Source organism: Roseovarius aestuarii (assembly GCF_019966515.1).
Taxonomy (GTDB): Bacteria; Pseudomonadota; Alphaproteobacteria; order Rhodobacterales; family Rhodobacteraceae; genus Roseovarius; species Roseovarius aestuarii.
The window spans coordinates 70,447-87,140 of the sequence record NZ_JAIMIB010000013.1 but is presented as its reverse complement, the minus strand read 5'-3'; the positions used below and the strand labels follow the sequence as shown (position 1 = coordinate 87,140).

19 protein-coding genes and 1 tRNA gene are annotated in these 16,694 nt (G+C 57.2%); 8 read left to right on the top strand and 12 right to left on the bottom strand.

Features of this window, described 5'->3' with window-relative positions; translation table 11 throughout:
- The first annotated feature begins 31 nt into the window (after positions 1 to 31).
- The gene (locus LC334_RS15425) at positions 32 to 577 is read left to right on the top strand and encodes a tetratricopeptide repeat protein (RefSeq protein WP_085801330.1); all 546 of its coding nucleotides are present in this window, start codon (positions 32 to 34) and stop codon (positions 575 to 577) included.
- A 170-nt stretch (positions 578 to 747) separates the two neighbouring features.
- Positions 748 to 833: transfer RNA gene (locus LC334_RS15420), tRNA-Leu, on the top strand.
- A gap of 138 nt (positions 834 to 971) precedes the next feature.
- Here LC334_RS15420 and LC334_RS23290 read toward each other — a convergent pair.
- From LC334_RS23290 to LC334_RS23075, 8 genes are all read right to left on the bottom strand, one after another.
- Positions 972 to 1,334: a LysR substrate-binding domain-containing protein gene (locus LC334_RS23290; RefSeq protein ID WP_085801329.1), complete on the bottom strand. Its 363-nt coding sequence runs from the start codon at positions 1,332 to 1,334 to the stop codon at positions 972 to 974.
- Between the two features lie 279 nt (positions 1,335 to 1,613).
- Positions 1,614 to 2,318 carry a hypothetical protein gene (locus tag LC334_RS15410; protein ID WP_085801328.1) on the bottom strand — a complete coding sequence of 235 codons (705 nt, stop codon included), beginning with the start codon at positions 2,316 to 2,318 and terminating at the stop codon, positions 1,614 to 1,616.
- A gap of 84 nt (positions 2,319 to 2,402) precedes the next feature.
- Positions 2,403 to 3,131: an MAC/perforin domain-containing protein gene (locus LC334_RS15405; protein ID WP_223413026.1), complete on the bottom strand. Its 729-nt coding sequence runs from the start codon at positions 3,129 to 3,131 to the stop codon at positions 2,403 to 2,405.
- Positions 3,132 to 3,140: 9 nt separating this feature from the next.
- Positions 3,141 to 3,374 carry a hypothetical protein gene (locus LC334_RS15400; protein ID WP_085801326.1) on the bottom strand — a complete coding sequence of 78 codons (234 nt, stop codon included), beginning with the start codon at positions 3,372 to 3,374 and terminating at the stop codon, positions 3,141 to 3,143.
- A 39-nt stretch (positions 3,375 to 3,413) separates the two neighbouring features.
- Positions 3,414 to 5,828 (bottom strand): NHL repeat-containing protein, encoded by a 2,415-nt coding sequence (locus LC334_RS15395; RefSeq protein WP_139836450.1) that lies wholly within the window; start codon positions 5,826 to 5,828, stop codon positions 3,414 to 3,416.
- A gap of 39 nt (positions 5,829 to 5,867) precedes the next feature.
- On the bottom strand, positions 5,868 to 6,839 hold the full coding sequence (locus tag LC334_RS15390) for a hypothetical protein (RefSeq protein WP_139836449.1): 972 nt from the start codon (positions 6,837 to 6,839) through the stop codon (positions 5,868 to 5,870).
- Positions 6,836 to 7,396, bottom strand: coding sequence for a LamG-like jellyroll fold domain-containing protein (locus LC334_RS15385; protein WP_139836448.1), 561 nt, complete (start codon positions 7,394 to 7,396; stop codon positions 6,836 to 6,838). The genes LC334_RS15390 and LC334_RS15385 overlap by 4 nt, the downstream gene beginning before the upstream one ends.
- A gap of 18 nt (positions 7,397 to 7,414) precedes the next feature.
- Positions 7,415 to 7,549, bottom strand: a complete 135-nt coding sequence (locus LC334_RS23075; RefSeq protein WP_263286531.1) for a hypothetical protein — start codon at positions 7,547 to 7,549, stop codon at positions 7,415 to 7,417.
- Between the two features lie 471 nt (positions 7,550 to 8,020).
- Between LC334_RS23075 and LC334_RS15380 the strand changes: the two genes are divergently transcribed.
- From LC334_RS15380 to LC334_RS15355, 6 genes are all read left to right on the top strand, one after another.
- Positions 8,021 to 9,310: an ABC transporter substrate-binding protein gene (locus LC334_RS15380; protein ID WP_085801323.1), complete on the top strand. Its 1,290-nt coding sequence runs from the start codon at positions 8,021 to 8,023 to the stop codon at positions 9,308 to 9,310.
- Between the two features lie 70 nt (positions 9,311 to 9,380).
- Positions 9,381 to 10,250: a branched-chain amino acid ABC transporter permease gene (locus LC334_RS15375; RefSeq protein WP_085801376.1), complete on the top strand. Its 870-nt coding sequence runs from the start codon at positions 9,381 to 9,383 to the stop codon at positions 10,248 to 10,250.
- Positions 10,243 to 11,223: a branched-chain amino acid ABC transporter permease gene (locus LC334_RS15370; RefSeq protein WP_223413024.1), complete on the top strand. Its 981-nt coding sequence runs from the start codon at positions 10,243 to 10,245 to the stop codon at positions 11,221 to 11,223. The genes LC334_RS15375 and LC334_RS15370 overlap by 8 nt, the downstream gene beginning before the upstream one ends.
- On the top strand, positions 11,220 to 11,987 hold the full coding sequence (locus tag LC334_RS15365) for an ABC transporter ATP-binding protein (RefSeq protein WP_085801321.1): 768 nt from the start codon (positions 11,220 to 11,222) through the stop codon (positions 11,985 to 11,987). Before LC334_RS15370 ends, LC334_RS15365 begins: the two co-directional genes overlap by 4 nt.
- Positions 11,977 to 12,684 (top strand): ABC transporter ATP-binding protein, encoded by a 708-nt coding sequence (locus LC334_RS15360; protein ID WP_085801320.1) that lies wholly within the window; start codon positions 11,977 to 11,979, stop codon positions 12,682 to 12,684. Before LC334_RS15365 ends, LC334_RS15360 begins: the two co-directional genes overlap by 11 nt.
- Entirely contained in the window at positions 12,635 to 13,252 is a 618-nt protein-coding gene (locus tag LC334_RS15355) for a tetratricopeptide repeat protein (protein ID WP_223413023.1), read from the top strand. The genes LC334_RS15360 and LC334_RS15355 overlap by 50 nt, the downstream gene beginning before the upstream one ends.
- Positions 13,253 to 13,296: 44 nt before the next feature.
- Here the strand turns inward: LC334_RS15355 and LC334_RS15350 are convergent, their stop codons facing one another.
- From LC334_RS15350 to LC334_RS15335, 4 genes are read right to left on the bottom strand one after another with little or no spacing between them, the layout of a single operon-like run.
- Positions 13,297 to 14,103, bottom strand: coding sequence for an ABC transporter permease (locus LC334_RS15350; RefSeq protein WP_085801318.1), 807 nt, complete (start codon positions 14,101 to 14,103; stop codon positions 13,297 to 13,299).
- A gap of 25 nt (positions 14,104 to 14,128) precedes the next feature.
- On the bottom strand, positions 14,129 to 15,013 hold the full coding sequence (locus LC334_RS15345) for an ABC transporter permease (protein ID WP_085801317.1): 885 nt from the start codon (positions 15,011 to 15,013) through the stop codon (positions 14,129 to 14,131).
- A gap of 47 nt (positions 15,014 to 15,060) precedes the next feature.
- Positions 15,061 to 15,786: a transporter substrate-binding domain-containing protein gene (locus tag LC334_RS15340; protein WP_085801316.1), complete on the bottom strand. Its 726-nt coding sequence runs from the start codon at positions 15,784 to 15,786 to the stop codon at positions 15,061 to 15,063.
- 38 nt (positions 15,787 to 15,824) lie between these two features.
- Complete coding sequence (locus LC334_RS15335) at positions 15,825 to 16,601, bottom strand: ABC transporter ATP-binding protein (RefSeq protein ID WP_085801315.1); 777 nt, start codon at positions 16,599 to 16,601, stop codon at positions 15,825 to 15,827.
- Between the last annotated feature and the right edge of the window lie 93 nt (positions 16,602 to 16,694).

Here is a 16,694-nt window from a genome sequence, read left to right as displayed (position 1 = left end):
CTCACGTTTCCGTGCGCCATTATACAGCGGCATGAGACACGCGATATTTGCCCTGATCCTAGCCGGCCCCGCCTTCGCCCAGACCTGCCCTGATGCGCCCGATCACAGCGATGCCCTCAGCGGGCTGATAGAGGCGGTGCAACAGGCTCCGACAGAAATGGCGGCGCGCCAGATCGCTAATGACATGTGGCAATATTGGGCGGATGCGCCGGATACCTATGCGCAGGAACTGCTGGACGAGGGTATGAGCCGCCGCGCGGCCTATGATTATGACGGTGCGATGGTGGCGCTGGATGCTTTGGTCGCCTACTGTCCGGCCTATGCCGAGGGCTACAATCAGCGTGCCTTTGTGAATTTCCTGCGCCAGGATTTCGCCACGGCCCTGCCGGATCTCGATCGCGCGATCGAACTCTCCCCCCGTCACGTTGCGGCGCTGGCGGGGCGGGCACTCACGCTTGTGGGGCTGGAGCGTAAGGCCGAAGCGGCGCTGAGCCTGCGCCAGGCGCTGGCGCTGAATCCGTGGCTGTCAGAGCGTGCACTCCTGCCGAGCCTGGAAAAGGGCGAACAAGAGCTTTGATCAGCGCCACACCCGTGCCAGAACGCCTGCGCACGACAAACTTGGTCCGGGCCATCGATGTGGTGGGCGCATAAGGCTTAAGCTCCTGACATTCTCTGCGTAAACTGCGTTGTTTTCAGCGGCTTGTGGCGGTAGGAAGAATCTGCGGTCCAAAAAGGCCGATGCGCCGTGCGGGCGTGATGGAATGGTAGACATATCAGACTTAAAATCTGAAGGCCGAATGGCCGTGTGGGTTCGAGTCCCACCGCCCGCACCAAGAAATTAAAACAAAAATTATAAATCAGTATATTAGTACAAATACGAGGATATATATCCGCCTTATTATCCATCAATCTTGCTTTGACGGTTCCAGGATAGCTAATGCTCTTGGCAGAGATTGAATACTAAGGTGAAGTTATGGCTGTGGTGGCGTTGAGTCGTGAAATCCGACGTTTGCTACGCATCGCCCAAACGTCTTCCGCGCGGACGAGCCTAACTTTCGCCGCGTGAGGGCAAAATGGCAGATCCAGCAGGACCTCGGGCATCGGGCGTTTCCGAGGCTGGCGATGGCCATATTTGCGATCGCGGCTGGTGTATTGGCATGGAAGGCTCCGGCAGTCTTCACCACAATGTCTCGGGCGTCTTTTCGAAACCGCCATGCGGCGGCGTCTGCCGGATTTTCGTCGATCAGGCAGTTATGCGTGGTAAGGGCCATTGGGTCGCCGGGACGGCCATGGATGGCCAAGTGAGCCGGTGACGCGCAGACGATCAGCGGCATATCCGGACATTGTGTCGGATCGACCAGAAAGCAGCAAAGCCCGCTCCTTTGACATTTAATTGCAAAGATGCTGCGCTGTTAACAAATGCCCGGTTCGGGGAGCCACGATGCAGCAAATGGATTTGCGTTGAGCCGTAGTGGGTCACCCCCGCTGCGGTGCAGAAGGCGGCTCTGAGCCCAATTTGACCAATGCTGCAAACGGCTCAAATGTCGGCGAGCTGTTAAACGCTGTCATTGTGTTTGCTGCCGAACGGCCAGCACATGAATTTCTTGTTTCGATCAGTTCAGTCGAAGCAATTTGAAGTGCACCGCAATGTGAGGGCACTGAATGTTGGATCGCTCGTAGTCGGTCGGGCAGGAATTCTGTCCCGGCTTCAATGCCGTTGACTCCCGGTCATGGGATGGCCTGACACAAGTCGCGTTTCCAAACGCAGACTTCTTCAGGCCGTGCCATTTGCAATCCGGCAGGCAGATCCCAAAGGTGGCACCGCGCTCGCGGAAAAACCCTTCTTCGCATTTGGTTGCGACCGTTCCCAAAAGTTCGGGCAGATGTTCGCCCTTGCCCTTGCCCCATTCTTGCTCACAGACATCCATGTCCCACGCCAAATACATGTCACCGCGGTTTGGGTTGTCGAAGTTCATATCATAGGACCCGTAGCACGTGTTGCTTGCGCGTGCTTCGAAATTTACGGGGCATTTCTTCAAGCAACTGGCGCCAGCCGCCGAGTACCCTTCTTTGCATTTTGCAAAGCAGGTGCAGGCCTTACCGGTCGTGAGTGGCTGAAACTCTCCCTTGTCGGAAAATTCACTGACAAAAAAGTGAGCAGTTTGCGGCTCGTAGACGTCGCTTGCACCCGTCAGTTGAAGATTTGCACTGATTTCCACCCGTCGGTCTTTCAGCTCCTCACTGGTGCCCGCAAAATCATGCCATCCGGTGAAAGTGTATTGGGGTTCGCCGCCCGAAGCGCTTGGATCAGCCTCCACTGCCTCGGCCTCGGTTTTTTCCCAAAGGACGATACGCTGTTCGTTTTCGCGCCCCCAATCGTGAATGCTAGCTTCAATTTTTCCCTAGATTTTGCGGCCATTAACGCCCTTCGGAACAAGTTTTTCCAACTTGATCCGCCTGACTTGCGGCAATAATTGTTCGTCGTTCCAGAGCTCTTCATCCACCGAAGCCATTGCATAGTCAAACAGCTCCAACTGCATCTCACTGCGCAACCGGCCAAAGATTTCCGGATCATCAAAGTAGAGCGGTGACAGAACTTGCCAGATTGGCCGAAGATCAAAGGCCACCGGCACAACCACTTCCTGATTATCACCCAGCGTTATCTCATCGCTGGAGTTTGAAAGCGTAGCACCTTGCACGACCGAAATCGTTTCCCTGAACTTCCGCTCGGATTCAATAGCCTGACTGCCAGCTTGCTTGTAGGAGCCACTGACGCCAATCGCCACGGCTTTGATGACTCCCTCTGCTTCGGATTTCGTCTCCCATTGTTTCGAAACTTCTTCTCTCATCCCTGTTTCGGAGATGAGTGTTTGAAAACGCGACCTCTGACCGTAGGAGACCGCGTTTGCGAAATGGGTGCCGAAATCCTCGAAGAACCGGGGAAACGTCAGGTGACCGTCACGCAGATCTTCAACCGCTTTGATGAATTTGACATCCAGCGACAGCCGCGACCGATCCGCGACAAGTGCATAAAACGTATAATTGGCATTAGCATAGATCGCAGTCCGCTTTTCGGATTTCATGATTTCTGCGGCCCGCTCAACTTCGGTATTGTTTGAAAACGCGCCAATTTTCGGGATCTAAATGCTCGCCCCGATACTGAAACCAAAGCTGTCCTTGAGTTCGCGCGTTGTGCTTGCGACGTTCTCGGTCTCGTGGACAGCACCTGACAGAATGGGGTAGTAGTTGGTGCCCCATGGGATCACTACAGGCACCTGCACGGTGTATTCGCGGCTGTTCTCGTCGCCGGGATCGAACATGTGAAAAATCTTCGCGCCAAATTTCTTGCCGCCGCTTCCGGGCATCGGCGACATGCGCGTAATGTCTTGGCCGTGGTAGTTGTATTCGACACTTCAGGCCATGTTTTCGAATGCAAAGCTATCAGAGACCGCAACTTTCGCCTCACTGCTTCCATTGACCTTCATTCTTGCAAGCCGTTCCGATAGCTTGGTTCCGAACTCTTGCTGGTTCAGTCCGAATTCCGGATAGGGCGACACTTCATAAAGCCGCTCCGATCCGATGCGAACGCTCCGGGTTTCAATCTCACGCGTCCGCCCGTTGAACGCCTGCTGCACCGCGGCCGTTTCGATTTCAATTTCGAAGGGCCCTTGTTCACCTGCCACGGGGGAAACAAGGCCGCGATACGTATTCCGGCCCGTCTGAACGAAATTGGTTTCACTTATGCCTTCTTCACCATCCTTGAAGATCGTCAGTGTCGGAGGCAGACCCACGCTTACCGACTCGTTTATCCGGAAGCGGAATATATCCGGCATTTCGAAATCCGCGACCACATCGAGCGCCTTGGTAAGTGAATTGCCACCACCTTCCTGTTGCTTGGTGTTTTCGCGCGGTACTGGTTTGAACGTGTCGACGCCCATTCGGCTCCACATGCGGGCCGGAAGATAGCTTGGATCGGTCATGTGAATAGTACCGTCACTCGGCGTCATGGCAGCCTCTGCGACAAGGTCGCGGTAGCCCGGAAGGCTTGGATGATCGATCTGATCAACGAAGGGCGCTTTGCTGATCAGTTCAGGGTCCGGTGAATCCGCCCATATGCGTGTTGTGCCGATCCTGCCGCCAAATACTTTCTGCCCCGGCGCCAGGGCACCGACGATCAGGTCGATCCGCAGCTCTTCATTCGGTGATACGGCGCCATCCATGAACCAGGGTCCGTAGGCCGTACCGTTGAGCCAGAGACGGGCTGTCAGTTCCTTGTCCTCACCCTCGTGGGCAAGCGCCAACACCAGGTGTTGCAGCTTACCTGCAACATCTCCGACCGGCACGCTGACTAACTCTCGTCCGATTTGAAGCGAGAGATTGGCGTAATCCGCCGACAGGCAAATGCTGAATTGCGACCGCTGCCCGTCCCAATTCGAGATCAGACAGCCGTCTTCGGCCGCGCCCACAGTGACGTTAAGCTCGGCCTCAAGGTCGATATCGCCAAGCTCGCCTTGCAACATCTTCCGGGTCGCCTCGTCGATCACGAGCGGTGCATCCAGGCCCGCCGCCGCGGCGTTCCCGACCAGAAACCAGGTTGAGATTGCCCCGCCGTCGTCCATTCTCAGATTTTGCCTTGTGCGCTTTGTGGTGCGCTCGGTCACCGGGCCGGTCGCAGCGATGTCGCGCATGTTGTCGACCTGGATCGCGGTGGTCGCCGTTTCGATGTCTGCAGTAGGCTTTCGAAAATCGATGACCGCGCGCCAGAGGCGGCCCTTGTTATCCGACACGATCGCTTGTCCGGATGCGCCGGCGGCGATGTACACGGCCTCGAAATCATCGGGAAAGTCGCTGTAGATTTCCCACAGTGCTTCGGTCGATCCCTTCTGCCAGGCACGAAGCCGGGCGACCTTGCCGGTTTCTTTCTGGACCATCCAGACTGTGCCTTCCGAGCCGACAGCGATGTCGCTTGCCTCGCCACCGATCCGATGCCATGTGCTGCCGTCCCAATACCAGATATGCCCCAAATTATTGACGACCCAGGGGTTTCCATCGGGATCCACGTCCACCCTTAACCCCCATCCGGAGGTTCGTTCCCAGCGACCATCATCGGTGTAGCGCTGAAGACGCCAACCGCCCCTCGAGTCATGCTCGGGGCTTACGATCTCCCCATGCTCCGGGTCAACTTCCCCCCAGCCAATGCGCCAGATAACGCCATCGTCATTGACGCCCATATCCGCCGTCAGAGCCTCTAGAAAAGCTGCGTCACCGGTCAGGTGAGCTGTCCCGAGAAAGGGTTCGATGCTGCTGGCGCCCGGCGTCTTTCTTGTAATTCCGCCAATGAAGACGGAGTAGATCGTCCCGCTATTGTCGATCTCTGCATTGCGCGAGTAGAAAAAGTGCTTGTCGTTGGCTGTCTTGACACTTTCCGCATCACCGAAAATCCGCGTGTTATCCAGTACCCCGTTCCTGTAGGCTGGCAGATCGAAGGCTCTTCGATGCTCGTTGAGCGAAGCTCGGAAATCGGCGCCCCAGGGCACGTCCGGCTGTTTTTCAACGCCGTTACCAGACCGAAAATCGGACCTGTTGCCGTTCAGATACGCGCGGCTTGTAATCCACTTGCCGTTCCCGGCCATACCGACACCAACTGGTTTGATATGCCCGATGACGTTCGGCCCCTGTATCTGCTTCCAGCGGTACTCCAACTCTTCCTGAGCTTGTGCTGGCAGGACAAGAGAAAGGAGTATTGCGGGCGCAAGTAGGAGGCCGGGGATAATGAAAGCGAACATAACTCGCTCGATAGTACGTGGTAATGTAAATTTGCGGGTCATTTCATGTTTCCAGAGGAATGAGGATTGAAAAGGCGGAATTTAATCTAGCGGGGCACCGACACCTTCATACTGGTCTGCCAGCGCCTGCGAAAAACTCGCATAGACACTATTGTTATTGTTATTGTTGGCGGCCGCATTCTGTGCCTGCACCTGTTGCTGTGCTTGCAAGGCGAGTTGAGCCGCAAACTGCTGTGGGCCCTGATGAATTAGAAGTGCCTGCTGGGCTGCTTGCTGCTGCGCCTGCTGGGCGGCCTGTTGCTGCGCCTGCTGGGCCGCCTGCTGCTGCGCCTGCTGGGCTGCTTGCTGCTGCGCCTGCTGGGCTGCTTGCTGCTGCGCCTGCTGGGCGGCCTGCTGCTGTGCCTGCTGGGTGGCCTGTTGCGCCGCTTGCTGCTGGGCCTGCTGATTCAAACCTGGCGGGGCTAAATTGTTCCAAAGATGGTCATCAACTTTAAAGCCTAACTCCAGACGTATCTGCTGCATTCTCTGTCGGGCTTGCCGGATGATATTGATATCCTGCTGTGATGCATTCCCGACATTCAACAGGTTGCTTTCTGCTGCCGTTTTGTTCTGATTTGCAGTCATCACATCCTGGATTGCCTGATTGACCGCCTGCAGGGTTACGACGGTGTTCTTTTCACCGTGCAGTCTGGCTGCATCGTTGAATCTGTCGACCGCTTGCATCTGCGCAAGGTCGGCCTGTTCAGCAGCCTGCTGCAATGCCTCGAAATCCAGATTATTGTTGTTATTGTTTTTTTTGAGCTGCGTGATTGCTTTATTTACTTTGTTATATTGCTCTTTGAACTCTCTCTTCGACTCTGACTTGTTATGAACATTCAGATCCTGATCTCTGGAGAAGATCAGATCTGACTGCGTTTGCTGTGCCTGCGTCCTCTTCCGACCGGCGTCGGACTGACCGGGTACGCCAGCGACGGCCACCGTTACCAAAAGGAACCGCGCGGGTCGCCACACCTTGACCATGAAATCCCGGTAAAGCGTTGAAGATGAATTCATTGTTCTTGCTCCGCGGTTACACCATTCAAGGTTGTGATATACGGTGTGCCATTCTCGTGGATGCGCGTCATGGCACGGATGAACGGCTGCATCGGATGCCCTTCGTCGAGGATGTTCGTCGTAACGGGCATAAATGCGTAAACGTCGTCCCAGAAGACGATGGTGTTCCAAAGTCTGAAGTTGCTGATCCACCCGATATACGATTGATCCTCAGCGCCGCATCCGCCGACGACAAGCTCATCAGCTTGTGCCGAAAGTACCGGCAGGGCGATCATGCCCGAAGGTTCACCGTTCCAGTAGACGTCCCAGTAGCCGCCGAAAGTTGCCACAGCGAGATGATTTAATACCGACGGATCAATGTCGACACTATAGCCGCCGTAGCTGTTGCCACTACGAAGCCCGATGTAATTGAGCTCGTTATCAACATGTACTGCCAACACCGTGGCACCGTCCTCAAGTAAGGAAAAGATGCATGGGTCTTCCTCGGGGCTTTTCGCCCAGTTCGGCGCAATCCAAGTTTCGAGCGTTGCACCATTCTCAAGATCAAATCCGCCAATGACGGGTAGTCTTGCCGACTAGTTCCCATCGAACTGAAGTGCGACGTCCCTGAATTCATCGATTACCAGATCTTCGGACTGAAGTGTGGTCTGGGCCTGCGCCGATTGACACTGCAACCCGAGCGCCAACGCCGCGACGTAAAGTCTTTTCATAAATCCCCCAAAAATAATATTGTACAATCCTGACCCAGAGTATGCGTTTGGCGCAAGATAATTATGCTGGCGCCTGCTGCAATCAATGCAGATCAGATGGGTTTCGGGTTGAACGGCAAGTGGGTACAGACCGGTTCGGTCACCGTCTTCGCACCTCAACATCTCGGAGAATGCCAATGGTTTTGCGGGGTTGATCCGTGAGCGGAAGATTCTTTAGCCATTCGTCTCATCCGAGAATTCAGCTCGCAATTGGTTCAAAATTAGAACCAAAAAAATACCAAAAAACCAATTAATACCAGAAAAGAACCAATTTTGGTTGGCAAATTAGGATCTACCTGCTAGCCCTTAAGTGTAAAGCCAACCAATTTTCGGAAATTGGTTCCCCTGGTTCGTGCGATTAAATCGGTTATTGAAAGGCTTGCAAAAAATAAGGGGCCCGGAAAACGGGCTATTCAACAAGGGAGAAATTCAATGTTATCCAAGATCGTGAAGTCAGGCCTGACGCGCAGGACCTTCCTGCAATCGACAGCGGCCGCGGCGGCTACAAGCGGTATGGCCAGAATGGCGCATGCGGCAGACAAAGTAATCAAGATCGGCTTTCTGGCGCCGCTGACCGGCCCGGTGGCGGCCTGGGGCAAGCCGGGGCTCGACGGGTGCGAAATCTGGGCCGAGCGGGTGAATGCCGCAGGAGGCATCAAGCTTTCGGACGGCGACTACATGGTCGAGTTCGTGGGCTACGACAACGAATATGATCCGGCCAAGGCCCGGACCGGGGCGACCAAGCTGATCCGAGAGGATGGCGTAAGTTTCATCATGATGCTGGGCGGCGATACCTGGCCCGGCGTACAGCCGGTGGCAGACAAGACCGGCATGCTATTCTCGACGCTTTTGCCCTCGGACCTCAGTCCCGACACCACGACGCTGATTGCGCCCGCCGAGGTGCATCCGATCTACAACGTCACCGGCGTCGAATGGCTGGCCGAGAACAAGCCCGACCTCAAGACCGCTGTGATGTGCGCGCAGGACGACGCGTTGGGCCTGCCTTCGGTCGCGACATACCTCGCGGCGTTCGAAGCGGCGGGGATCGAGATGCTCGACGATCCGCTGCTCTTTGACCCGGCGACAACAGATTTCGCACCGGTGGTGACCAAGCTCATTTCGGGTAATCCGGATATCGTCTGCCTGGATACCTGCTATTCCGATTACGTGCACCCGATCGCCGAACAGCTGTTTCAGCAAGGTTACAAGGGTCAGATCATCAGCTGCACCGCGGATTTCTACGACCAGATGATCGAGAAAACCTCGGAAGAGTTCATGGAAGGTTTCGTCTTCCAGTTCCCGGATTTCGACGACATGGCGCTGAATGCCGACAACATTAATTTCGACGACCCCAACGGCTTCTATTTCGAGTTCAACAAGCGCTTCCCCGGTCAATGGGGCGCGGTGAGCTGGGAATATGCGTCAATCATGGATCTTTGGAAGGCTGCTGCCGAAAAAGCCGGGTCAGCCGAGCCCGACGCCGTGATTGCCGCGATGAAGGATGGCAAGGGCAAGCACGCCTTTGGCGACGCGGATTGGTGGGGTACAGAGCTTTTTGGCATCGACAACGCCCTGGTTGGCGACTGGCCGGTGGTCGCGATCGAGAACGGCAAGGCCACGATCAAGGAGTTCCGCAACATCCCGGCCTGGTATGACAAGCATGGCGATCTGCTGGTCAAGCACATGAAGGCCTATGACCAGATGTGGGATCAACGCGGCTGACGCACCTCCCTAAACCGGGGCGGTGCAGCATCCCGTACCGCCCCGTTCTCCAACAAATCGAGATCGAATGATGCTGGACCTCCTTGCGCAGACCGGCCTGAATGCCGTCTATGCCGCTTCTTACATTTCCCTGATCGCGGTGGGCCTTGTGCTGATCTTCGGCGTGATGGGCGTGGTGAATTTCGCCCATGGCGAGCTCTACATGGCCGGGGCCTATGCGGTCGTGCTGCTTTACACTGATTTCCAGATGCCGTTCTTTCTGGCCATCGCGGTGGGCATGATCTTTGTCGGCTGCCTAGGGCTGGCGATGGAACGGGCGCTGTTCCGGCCGCTGCGCGACAACCCGCTGGGAGGGCTGGTCGCTTCGATCGGGTTTCTGATGATCCTGCAATCGCTGGCGGTGATGGGCTTTGGCGTGCGGATGGAGCATATCCCGCCCGTGACCCAGCATGTGATCGAGTTTTCGGACCGGGTGCGGCTGCCGCTGGCGCGCCTGTTCGTGATCATCGCGGCGGTGGTTCTGTTGTCGGCCTTATGGATATTTCTGAAGAAAACCCGCTTCGGCTGGGCCCTGCGGGCGGCGGCGCAGGATCCGGAGGCGGCGGCGTTGCAAGGGATCTCGATCAACCAGACCGCGCGGATCGCGATGTTCATCGGCGCGGGTCTGGCGGGGATCGCGGGGGCGCTGACCGCACCTTTGGTGTCGGTCAATCCGCATATGGGCCATTCGGTGATCGTGACTGCCTTTATCGTGATCATCGTCGGCGGGGTTGGGTCGCTTGAGGGGGCGATCGTCGCCTCGGTCGCCTATGCTTTCGTGCACACGTTCGTGACCACGTTCTGGGACGGGGTGATCGCCGATATCGTCGGGCTGTCGCTGATGCTGCTGGTGCTGATCGTCAAACCCACCGGATTGTTCGGGAGTGCGGATCGTGCGTAATCTCCTGATCTTTCTCATGGCATGTGCGGCGCTGATCGCCCTGCCACATGGCCTAAGCTTCTCGCAGCAGGAAATTCTGGTGTTCCTGACCATCAATATTTTGCTGGTGTCGTCCTACCGGTTGCTGACACTCACGGGCGAATGGTCTTTGGGGCATGTGGTGATCATGGGAGTGGGGGCCTACGCCAGCGCGCTTTTCACCAAGGAATGGGGGGTTTACGTGCCCTTCGGTATCCTGATGGGCGGGATCACGGCGGCGCTGTTGGCGGTGGCTTTGTCGTTTCCGCTTTTCCGGATGAAAGGGTTCTACTTCCTGATCGGATCCTTCGCCGCCGGAGAGATCATCCGCTTGCTGTGGAAGCGTTTCCGCGACCCGTTTGGCGGGCCCAAGGGGATCAAGGGGATCGACCCGATGCCGGATTTTTCCATCGGCATCTATGATTTCGATTTCTTCGAGCCCGTCAGCTACTATTACCTGTCGGGCGCGGTAGTGGCCTTGTGCCTCTGGGTGCTCTGGCGGATCGAGCGCAGCCCGGTCGGTCTGACCTTTCACGCGGTGCACTGGCAGGACAAGTTGGCCGAGGCGTCGGGCGTGAACCTGCGCGCCTACCGCACGCTGGCCTTTGCGATTGCCAGCGGGTTTGCGGGCATCAGCGGCGCGCTGCTGGCGCATTACGTGGGCACGATCAACCCGAATTCCTTTGATGTCGAGGTGATGGTGTTTGTCCTCACATGGGCGATTGTCGGCGGTACGGGCACCTTCTACGGGCCCATTCTGGGTTGTGTCGTGCTGACCATCCTGAACGAGATCGTGCTGCGCGAAATGGGGTTCGAGCAGATGCGCCCGCTCATTTATGGCGCGATCATGATCCTGTCGATCCTGTTCATGCCCAAGGGACTGGAAAGCGTGGTGCAGAGGCTCTTTAGTCGCCGTGTGCCCGAGGGTGCCAAGGGGCAGGAGGCCAAGACATGACCACGTTTCTGGAAGTGGACAAGCTGACCATGCGCTTTGGCGGGCTGACGGCGGTGGATGGCCTGAGTTTCAAGGTCGAGCATGGTGAAATCCACGGGCTGATCGGGCCCAACGGCGCGGGCAAAACCACCACGTTCAACATGATCTCCGGTTTCTATAAACCCACTGAAGGTCAGGTGCGACTGCGTGGCGAGGATATTTCGGGCCTCAAGATGCACGAGGTCGCGAGGCGCGGCGTGGTGCGGACCTTCCAGCACTCGACGCTCTTTGCGGAACTCACCGTGATGCAGAACGCGCTGGTCGGCACGCATATGCCGTTCCGCCCCAACATCTTCGCCGCCATCGTCGGCTGGGACCGTGAAGACCGGCGTGGGGCCGAGGCGCGGGCTGGCGAGGCGCTGGAATTCTTCGGGCTGGATCACCTGAAAAGCGATCTGGCGGGCGATCTGAGTCACGGCCATCAGCGCGCATTGGGGATGGCGGTGGCCTATGCCAGCCATCCCGATGTCATGCTGCTGGATGAGCCCTTTACCGGCATGAATCCGGAAGAGACCCGCCAGATGATGGACCTGATGCGCAAGCTGCGTGACGATGGCATCACCATCCTGATTGTCGAACATGACATGCAGGCGATCATGGGGCTGTGTGACACGATCACCTGCATGAGTTTCGGTAAATTCCTCGCTGAAGGCGGCCCCGAGGAAATCCGCAAGCACCCGGCTGTGATCGAGGCCTATCTGGGAGGCGCGCGCCATGTTGCTTGAGATGAAAGGCGCGAGCGTCAATTATGGCAAGGTCTCGGCTGTGCGGGATATTTCGATCAGCGTGCCCGAGGGGGGAATCGTCACCATCATCGGCGGCAATGGGGCGGGCAAGACCACCACGCTGCGCGCCATGTCGGGTATGGTGCCGCTTGCGGGTGGTGAAATCCACTTCAACGGTGCCCGCGTGGATGGGTTGAGCAGCGACAAGGTGGTCGCCAAGGGCATCGCCCATGTCCCCGAAGGTCGTCGGATTTTCCCCGATATGACGGTCGAGGAGAACCTGCGCACCGGCGCGTTTTTACGCCGCGACAAGCCGGCGGTTGAAAACGATCTTGAGGGCGTGTTCACCCGTTTCCCGCGCCTGAAAGAGCGCCGCCGCCAGATGGCTAAGACCATGTCGGGGGGCGAACAGCAGATGCTAGCGATTGGCCGCGCCCTGATGTCCGCGCCCAAGCTTTTGCTGATGGATGAGCCGTCGATGGGCCTTGCGCCGGTCATCGTCGAAGAAATCGCCGTGATCATTGAAGAGATCAATGCACAAGGCCTGTCGGTCGTACTGGTCGAACAGAATGCTGAACTGGCGCTGGAACTGGCCGATCATGCCTATGTGCTGGAGACGGGGAATATGGCGCTGGAGGGACCTGCGAATGAGCTACATGACAACGACCATGTTCGCGCCGCGTATCTGGGGGTCTGATTTCAGCACGCCGCAGGCGCGCGTTGCCTTGGCGGCGGGATGGCGCCGGTCGGATATCCTCTGGGAAGAATTGATGGTGGCTGGCAATATCGCCTGGAAGGATGGCGACAAAGGTCAGGCTGCGACCTGTTTCCGCAGAGCATCCTGGGTCGCCCGACTGTGTTTCGCACAGACCGACCCGCGTCGTGCGACGGTGCTGGTCAACATGGGTATCTTGATGCGAGCGGCGGGGCGGGGCGGAAAGGCAAGCGGGTTGTTTCGCAAAGCCTTATCCATCTGGGACGCCACCATCGAGCGGGCAGTGGCGGAGATGCAGATTTCTCCACGCTCGCGGAGTTCCCTTTTTCATCTTCGCATGGAGGCGCTGCACCGCGATACGTTTCACGGGAACTTTCATACCAGGATCGGGAATGTCGCATCCGAAGTGCGCCTGGCGATCAGCAATTACGAAACGAACCAGCCGCAGGAATGCCGCCTTTATTCGCGTTGGATTGGGGAGAAACCGACCGTGTTTGATGACACGCGAAAAGTGCTCGGGGCCTGTCTGCTGATCGTCGAGGCGGGGTGACCTGCCAGCGTCAACGCGCGCAGTCGATGCGCGGCTTCACGTGGTTAGCGGATCACGTTCACTTTCAGCTTGAGTTTTTTGCGCGCTTCCTGCGGCAAATGCCGGTTGAGGCGGCGGTTGGCCAGACCGAAGACGCTGATCACCACGACGGTCAACACGATGAAATAGCCCGCAAGGATCGGGTAGGGGACAAACGGGTTGAACGTCTTGTCGGCAAAGTAATTCGCGTAATAAAGCGCATCACCTCGTTGCTGCCAGGCCGGAAAGCCCGAGAAAAAGACCAGCGCGGTGGCATGAAACAGGAAAATCGCCTCATTGGTATAGGCGGGCCAGGCTAGTCGTAGCATGGTCGGCCACACGATTTTCTTGAACCGGGGCCAGCCAGAAAAACCATAGGCATCAGCGGATTCGACATCACCCTTGGGGATCGATCGTAGTGCGCCATAAAAGATCTCGCCGGTATAGGCAGAGGTGTTCAGAAACAGCACCACCAGCGCGCCGAGCCAGGCAGCGGTAAAGGGGGTGAAAATCGGGAAGACCTGTTTGAGGCTGAGAAACAGGAAGTACCCAAAGAAGAATTGTACGAACAGAGGCGAGCCACGAAAGAGGAAGATGAACCATTCCGATGATTTGCGCAGCCAGATGTTGCGCGAACCCTTGCCAAGTGCCAGCGCGGTGGCAAAGAAGAACCCCGCCAGCAGCGCCAGCACGCCGAAATAGATGTTCCAGATCATGCCCGAGCCGATCAGCGTGAACTGCTGGCAAAGGGTGAAATCCTCTTTTGGCAGCAGCCGCTCACCAATGCCGACGGCGCGCAACCCGTAATCCTGTATTGTCTGCCAGCAGCTCATGTGATGCCCCCGGAACGCGCGAAAATCATGCTGCGGCCTTTCTCTGGGCTTCGCCACCGGTGGTGGCCTGGCCCTTGGTCAGCCGGGTCATGGTGCGCTCAAGAAAGATTTCCGACACACGGGTAAAGGCCAGGTAGAAAACCAGAAGCGCAAGGAAATACCACATGCGCCAGTCCCCGTGCGGGTAGTCGGTGAATTTTGTCGTTTTGGACCCGCCCATTTCACGCGCCCAATAGACGATATCCTCGACCCCCAAGAGAAAAAGCAGCGGCGTGGCCTTGATCAGCACCATCCAGAGATTACCCAGGCCGGGCAGGGCATAAACCCACATCTGAGGTACCATGATCCGGCGGAATGCCTGCCTCCGGCTCATGCCATAGGCCTCGGCGGTTTCCATCTGGGCGCGCGGCACGGCGCGCATGGCACCAAAAAGGACGTTGGCGGCGAAGGCACCGAAGACGATGGCGAAGGTGAAGACGGCCAGGAAAAACCCGTAGGTCTCGTGTATCCATTGTGGGGCGTTGCCAAGCGGCATCTTGGCCGCATCGCAAACCACAAAATCATTTCCCTGGCGCACGGATTCCGCCCATTCTGGACATAGAATTTTGTGGCGCGACCATTCAATGGCCTGATCCAGTGCAATCACGAAAAACAGGAAAAACGCTATGTCGGGCACGCCGCGGACAATCGCGATATAGGTTTTGCCGATCCAGCGGATGGGTGCGACCACCGAACGCGCCGCCGTGGCGCCAAGATAGCCAAAAAAGAGGGCCGTGGGCGCGGTAATGGCCAACAGCAAAAGCACCGTCCCAAAGGACAGGTAGAACGCCATATGCTTGCCCGTGGTGAGGTAGCAGCTGAGCCATGTCAGGCCCGATAGCGTGGAGGGGTCGGCGCAATATGAAAACATGAGTAAAACGGCGGGGCCGAAAGGGGCCCCGCCAGATCCTTGTTAGATCAGAAGGTTTCGCCGATTTCCCACTTGGTGATCAGCTCGTTCAGCGAGCCATCGTCTTTCATCGACTGAATGGCTGCATCGAATGTGGCCCGCAGTTCACCGTCGCTTTCGCGCACGCCCATGCCAACACCGCCGCCCAACAGGACTTTCTGGTCGAGCACCATCAGCGTGTCATCTTCGTCTGCGATGGGCAATAGGAAGGAGCCATCGGCAAATACCGCATCCGCTTCACCATTGCGCACGGCTGCGATGGTTTCTTCAGGCGTGGCAAACTCTACCAGAGTTGCGTTGCTTTCCGCGATATGTGCAGCCTGGATCGTGCCAGTCTGGGCTGCGATCACGCCACCCTCGACATCGGCATCCATTGACAACGCCACATACAGGGTTGGGTCAGGCTGTGTGTAGTTTTGTGTGAAATCAATGACTTCATCGCGCTCGTCTGTGATCGACATGCCCGCGATGATTACATCGTAGTTGCCAGAGACGAGGTTGGGGATAATGCTGTCCCACTCATTGGTGACCCATTCACAGGTCAGCTCGGCGCGTTTGCACAGCTCGTCGCCCAACTCGCGCTCAAAACCGTCCACTTCGCCGGCGTCATTGATGAAGTTCCACGGAGGGTAAGCGCCCTCGGTGCCCATGCGAATGGTTTTCTCGTGCGCGGCCGACCAGGCCAGACCGGCCGAAAGCGCCAGTGCCGCCGTTGCAAGTACCAGTTTTTTCATGAGTTTTCTCCCTTTTACTCAGAAACTTTATTATATCCTCAAGCGGCCATGGTCGAGCTGAGGAATTGCTGCAGCCGCTCCGATTTCGGCGCACCAAACAACGTGTCCGGCGCACCCTCTTCCTCGATCAACCCCTGATGCAGGAACACGACGTGGTCCGAGACATCAGCGGCCATTTTCATATCATGGGTGACGATCATCATGGTGCGCCCTTCGGTGGCCAGATCCTTGATCACCTTGACGACCTCCTGCTCAAGCTCGGGGTCGAGCGCGCTGGTCGGTTCGTCGAAAAGCAGCGCCTCGGGCTCCATGCACAGGCCGCGCGCGATGGCCGCGCGCTGTTGCTGGCCGCCGGAAAGCTGCGCGGGGTAGACATCGCATTTGTCGCCGATGCCGACCTTGTCAAGATAATGGCGGGCCTTGTCTTCGACATCTGCACGGTCGCGGCCCAGCACCGTGACGGGTGCTTCCATCACGTTTTGCAGGATGGTCATATGGGCCCAGAGGTTGAACTGTTGAAAGATCATCGACAGGTTGGTGCGTATCCGAAGAACCTGTTTCTGGTCCGCCGGATGCCGGTTCAGCCCTTCGCCCCGCCATTTGACCGGCTCGCCCTTGAAAAGGATGTCGCCCTGCTGACTTTCTTCCAGCAGGTTGGCACAGCGCAGGATGGTGGATTTGCCAGAACCGGATGAGCCGATCAACGAAACAACGTCGCCTTTGTGGGCGGTGATATCGACGCCTTTGATCACTTCAAGCGCGCCATAGGCTTTGTGCAGATTGCGAATTTCGATGACGGGCGTCTGTTCTGTCAAGGGGCGATCCTGAAGGTTTCTATAATGTCAGGTCGTTAATAGGGCCGAATTTTTGGCATAATGCAACTTGCAAAACGGATGCATTGCCAAGTT

What these genes read in the sequence shown, in the direction of transcription:
- LC334_RS15340 (WP_085801316.1), bottom strand. Translation starts at nt 15,786, where the DNA reads ATGAAAAAACTGGTACTTGCAACGGCGGCACTGGCGCTTTCGGCCGGT.
- LC334_RS15425 (WP_085801330.1), top strand. Translation starts at nt 32, where the DNA reads ATGAGACACGCGATATTTGCCCTGATCCTAGCCGGCCCCGCCTTCGCC.
- LC334_RS15380 (WP_085801323.1), top strand. Translation starts at nt 8,021, where the DNA reads ATGTTATCCAAGATCGTGAAGTCAGGCCTGACGCGCAGGACCTTCCTG.
- LC334_RS15350 (WP_085801318.1), bottom strand. Translation starts at nt 14,103, where the DNA reads ATGAGCTGCTGGCAGACAATACAGGATTACGGGTTGCGCGCCGTCGGC.
- LC334_RS15355 (WP_223413023.1), top strand. Translation starts at nt 12,635, where the DNA reads ATGAGCTACATGACAACGACCATGTTCGCGCCGCGTATCTGGGGGTCT.
- LC334_RS15365 (WP_085801321.1), top strand. Translation starts at nt 11,220, where the DNA reads ATGACCACGTTTCTGGAAGTGGACAAGCTGACCATGCGCTTTGGCGGG.
- LC334_RS23290 (WP_085801329.1), bottom strand. Translation starts at nt 1,334, where the DNA reads ATGCCGCTGATCGTCTGCGCGTCACCGGCTCACTTGGCCATCCATGGC.
- LC334_RS23075 (WP_263286531.1), bottom strand. Translation starts at nt 7,549, where the DNA reads ATGAAAAGACTTTACGTCGCGGCGTTGGCGCTCGGGTTGCAGTGTCAA.
- LC334_RS15345 (WP_085801317.1), bottom strand. Translation starts at nt 15,013, where the DNA reads ATGTTTTCATATTGCGCCGACCCCTCCACGCTATCGGGCCTGACATGG.
- LC334_RS15400 (WP_085801326.1), bottom strand. Translation starts at nt 3,374, where the DNA reads ATGTCGCCGATGCCCGGAAGCGGCGGCAAGAAATTTGGCGCGAAGATT.
- LC334_RS15395 (WP_139836450.1), bottom strand. Translation starts at nt 5,828, where the DNA reads ATGACCCGCAAATTTACATTACCACGTACTATCGAGCGAGTTATGTTC.
- LC334_RS15390 (WP_139836449.1), bottom strand. Translation starts at nt 6,839, where the DNA reads ATGAATTCATCTTCAACGCTTTACCGGGATTTCATGGTCAAGGTGTGG.
- LC334_RS15375 (WP_085801376.1), top strand. Translation starts at nt 9,381, where the DNA reads ATGCTGGACCTCCTTGCGCAGACCGGCCTGAATGCCGTCTATGCCGCT.
- LC334_RS15360 (WP_085801320.1), top strand. Translation starts at nt 11,977, where the DNA reads ATGTTGCTTGAGATGAAAGGCGCGAGCGTCAATTATGGCAAGGTCTCG.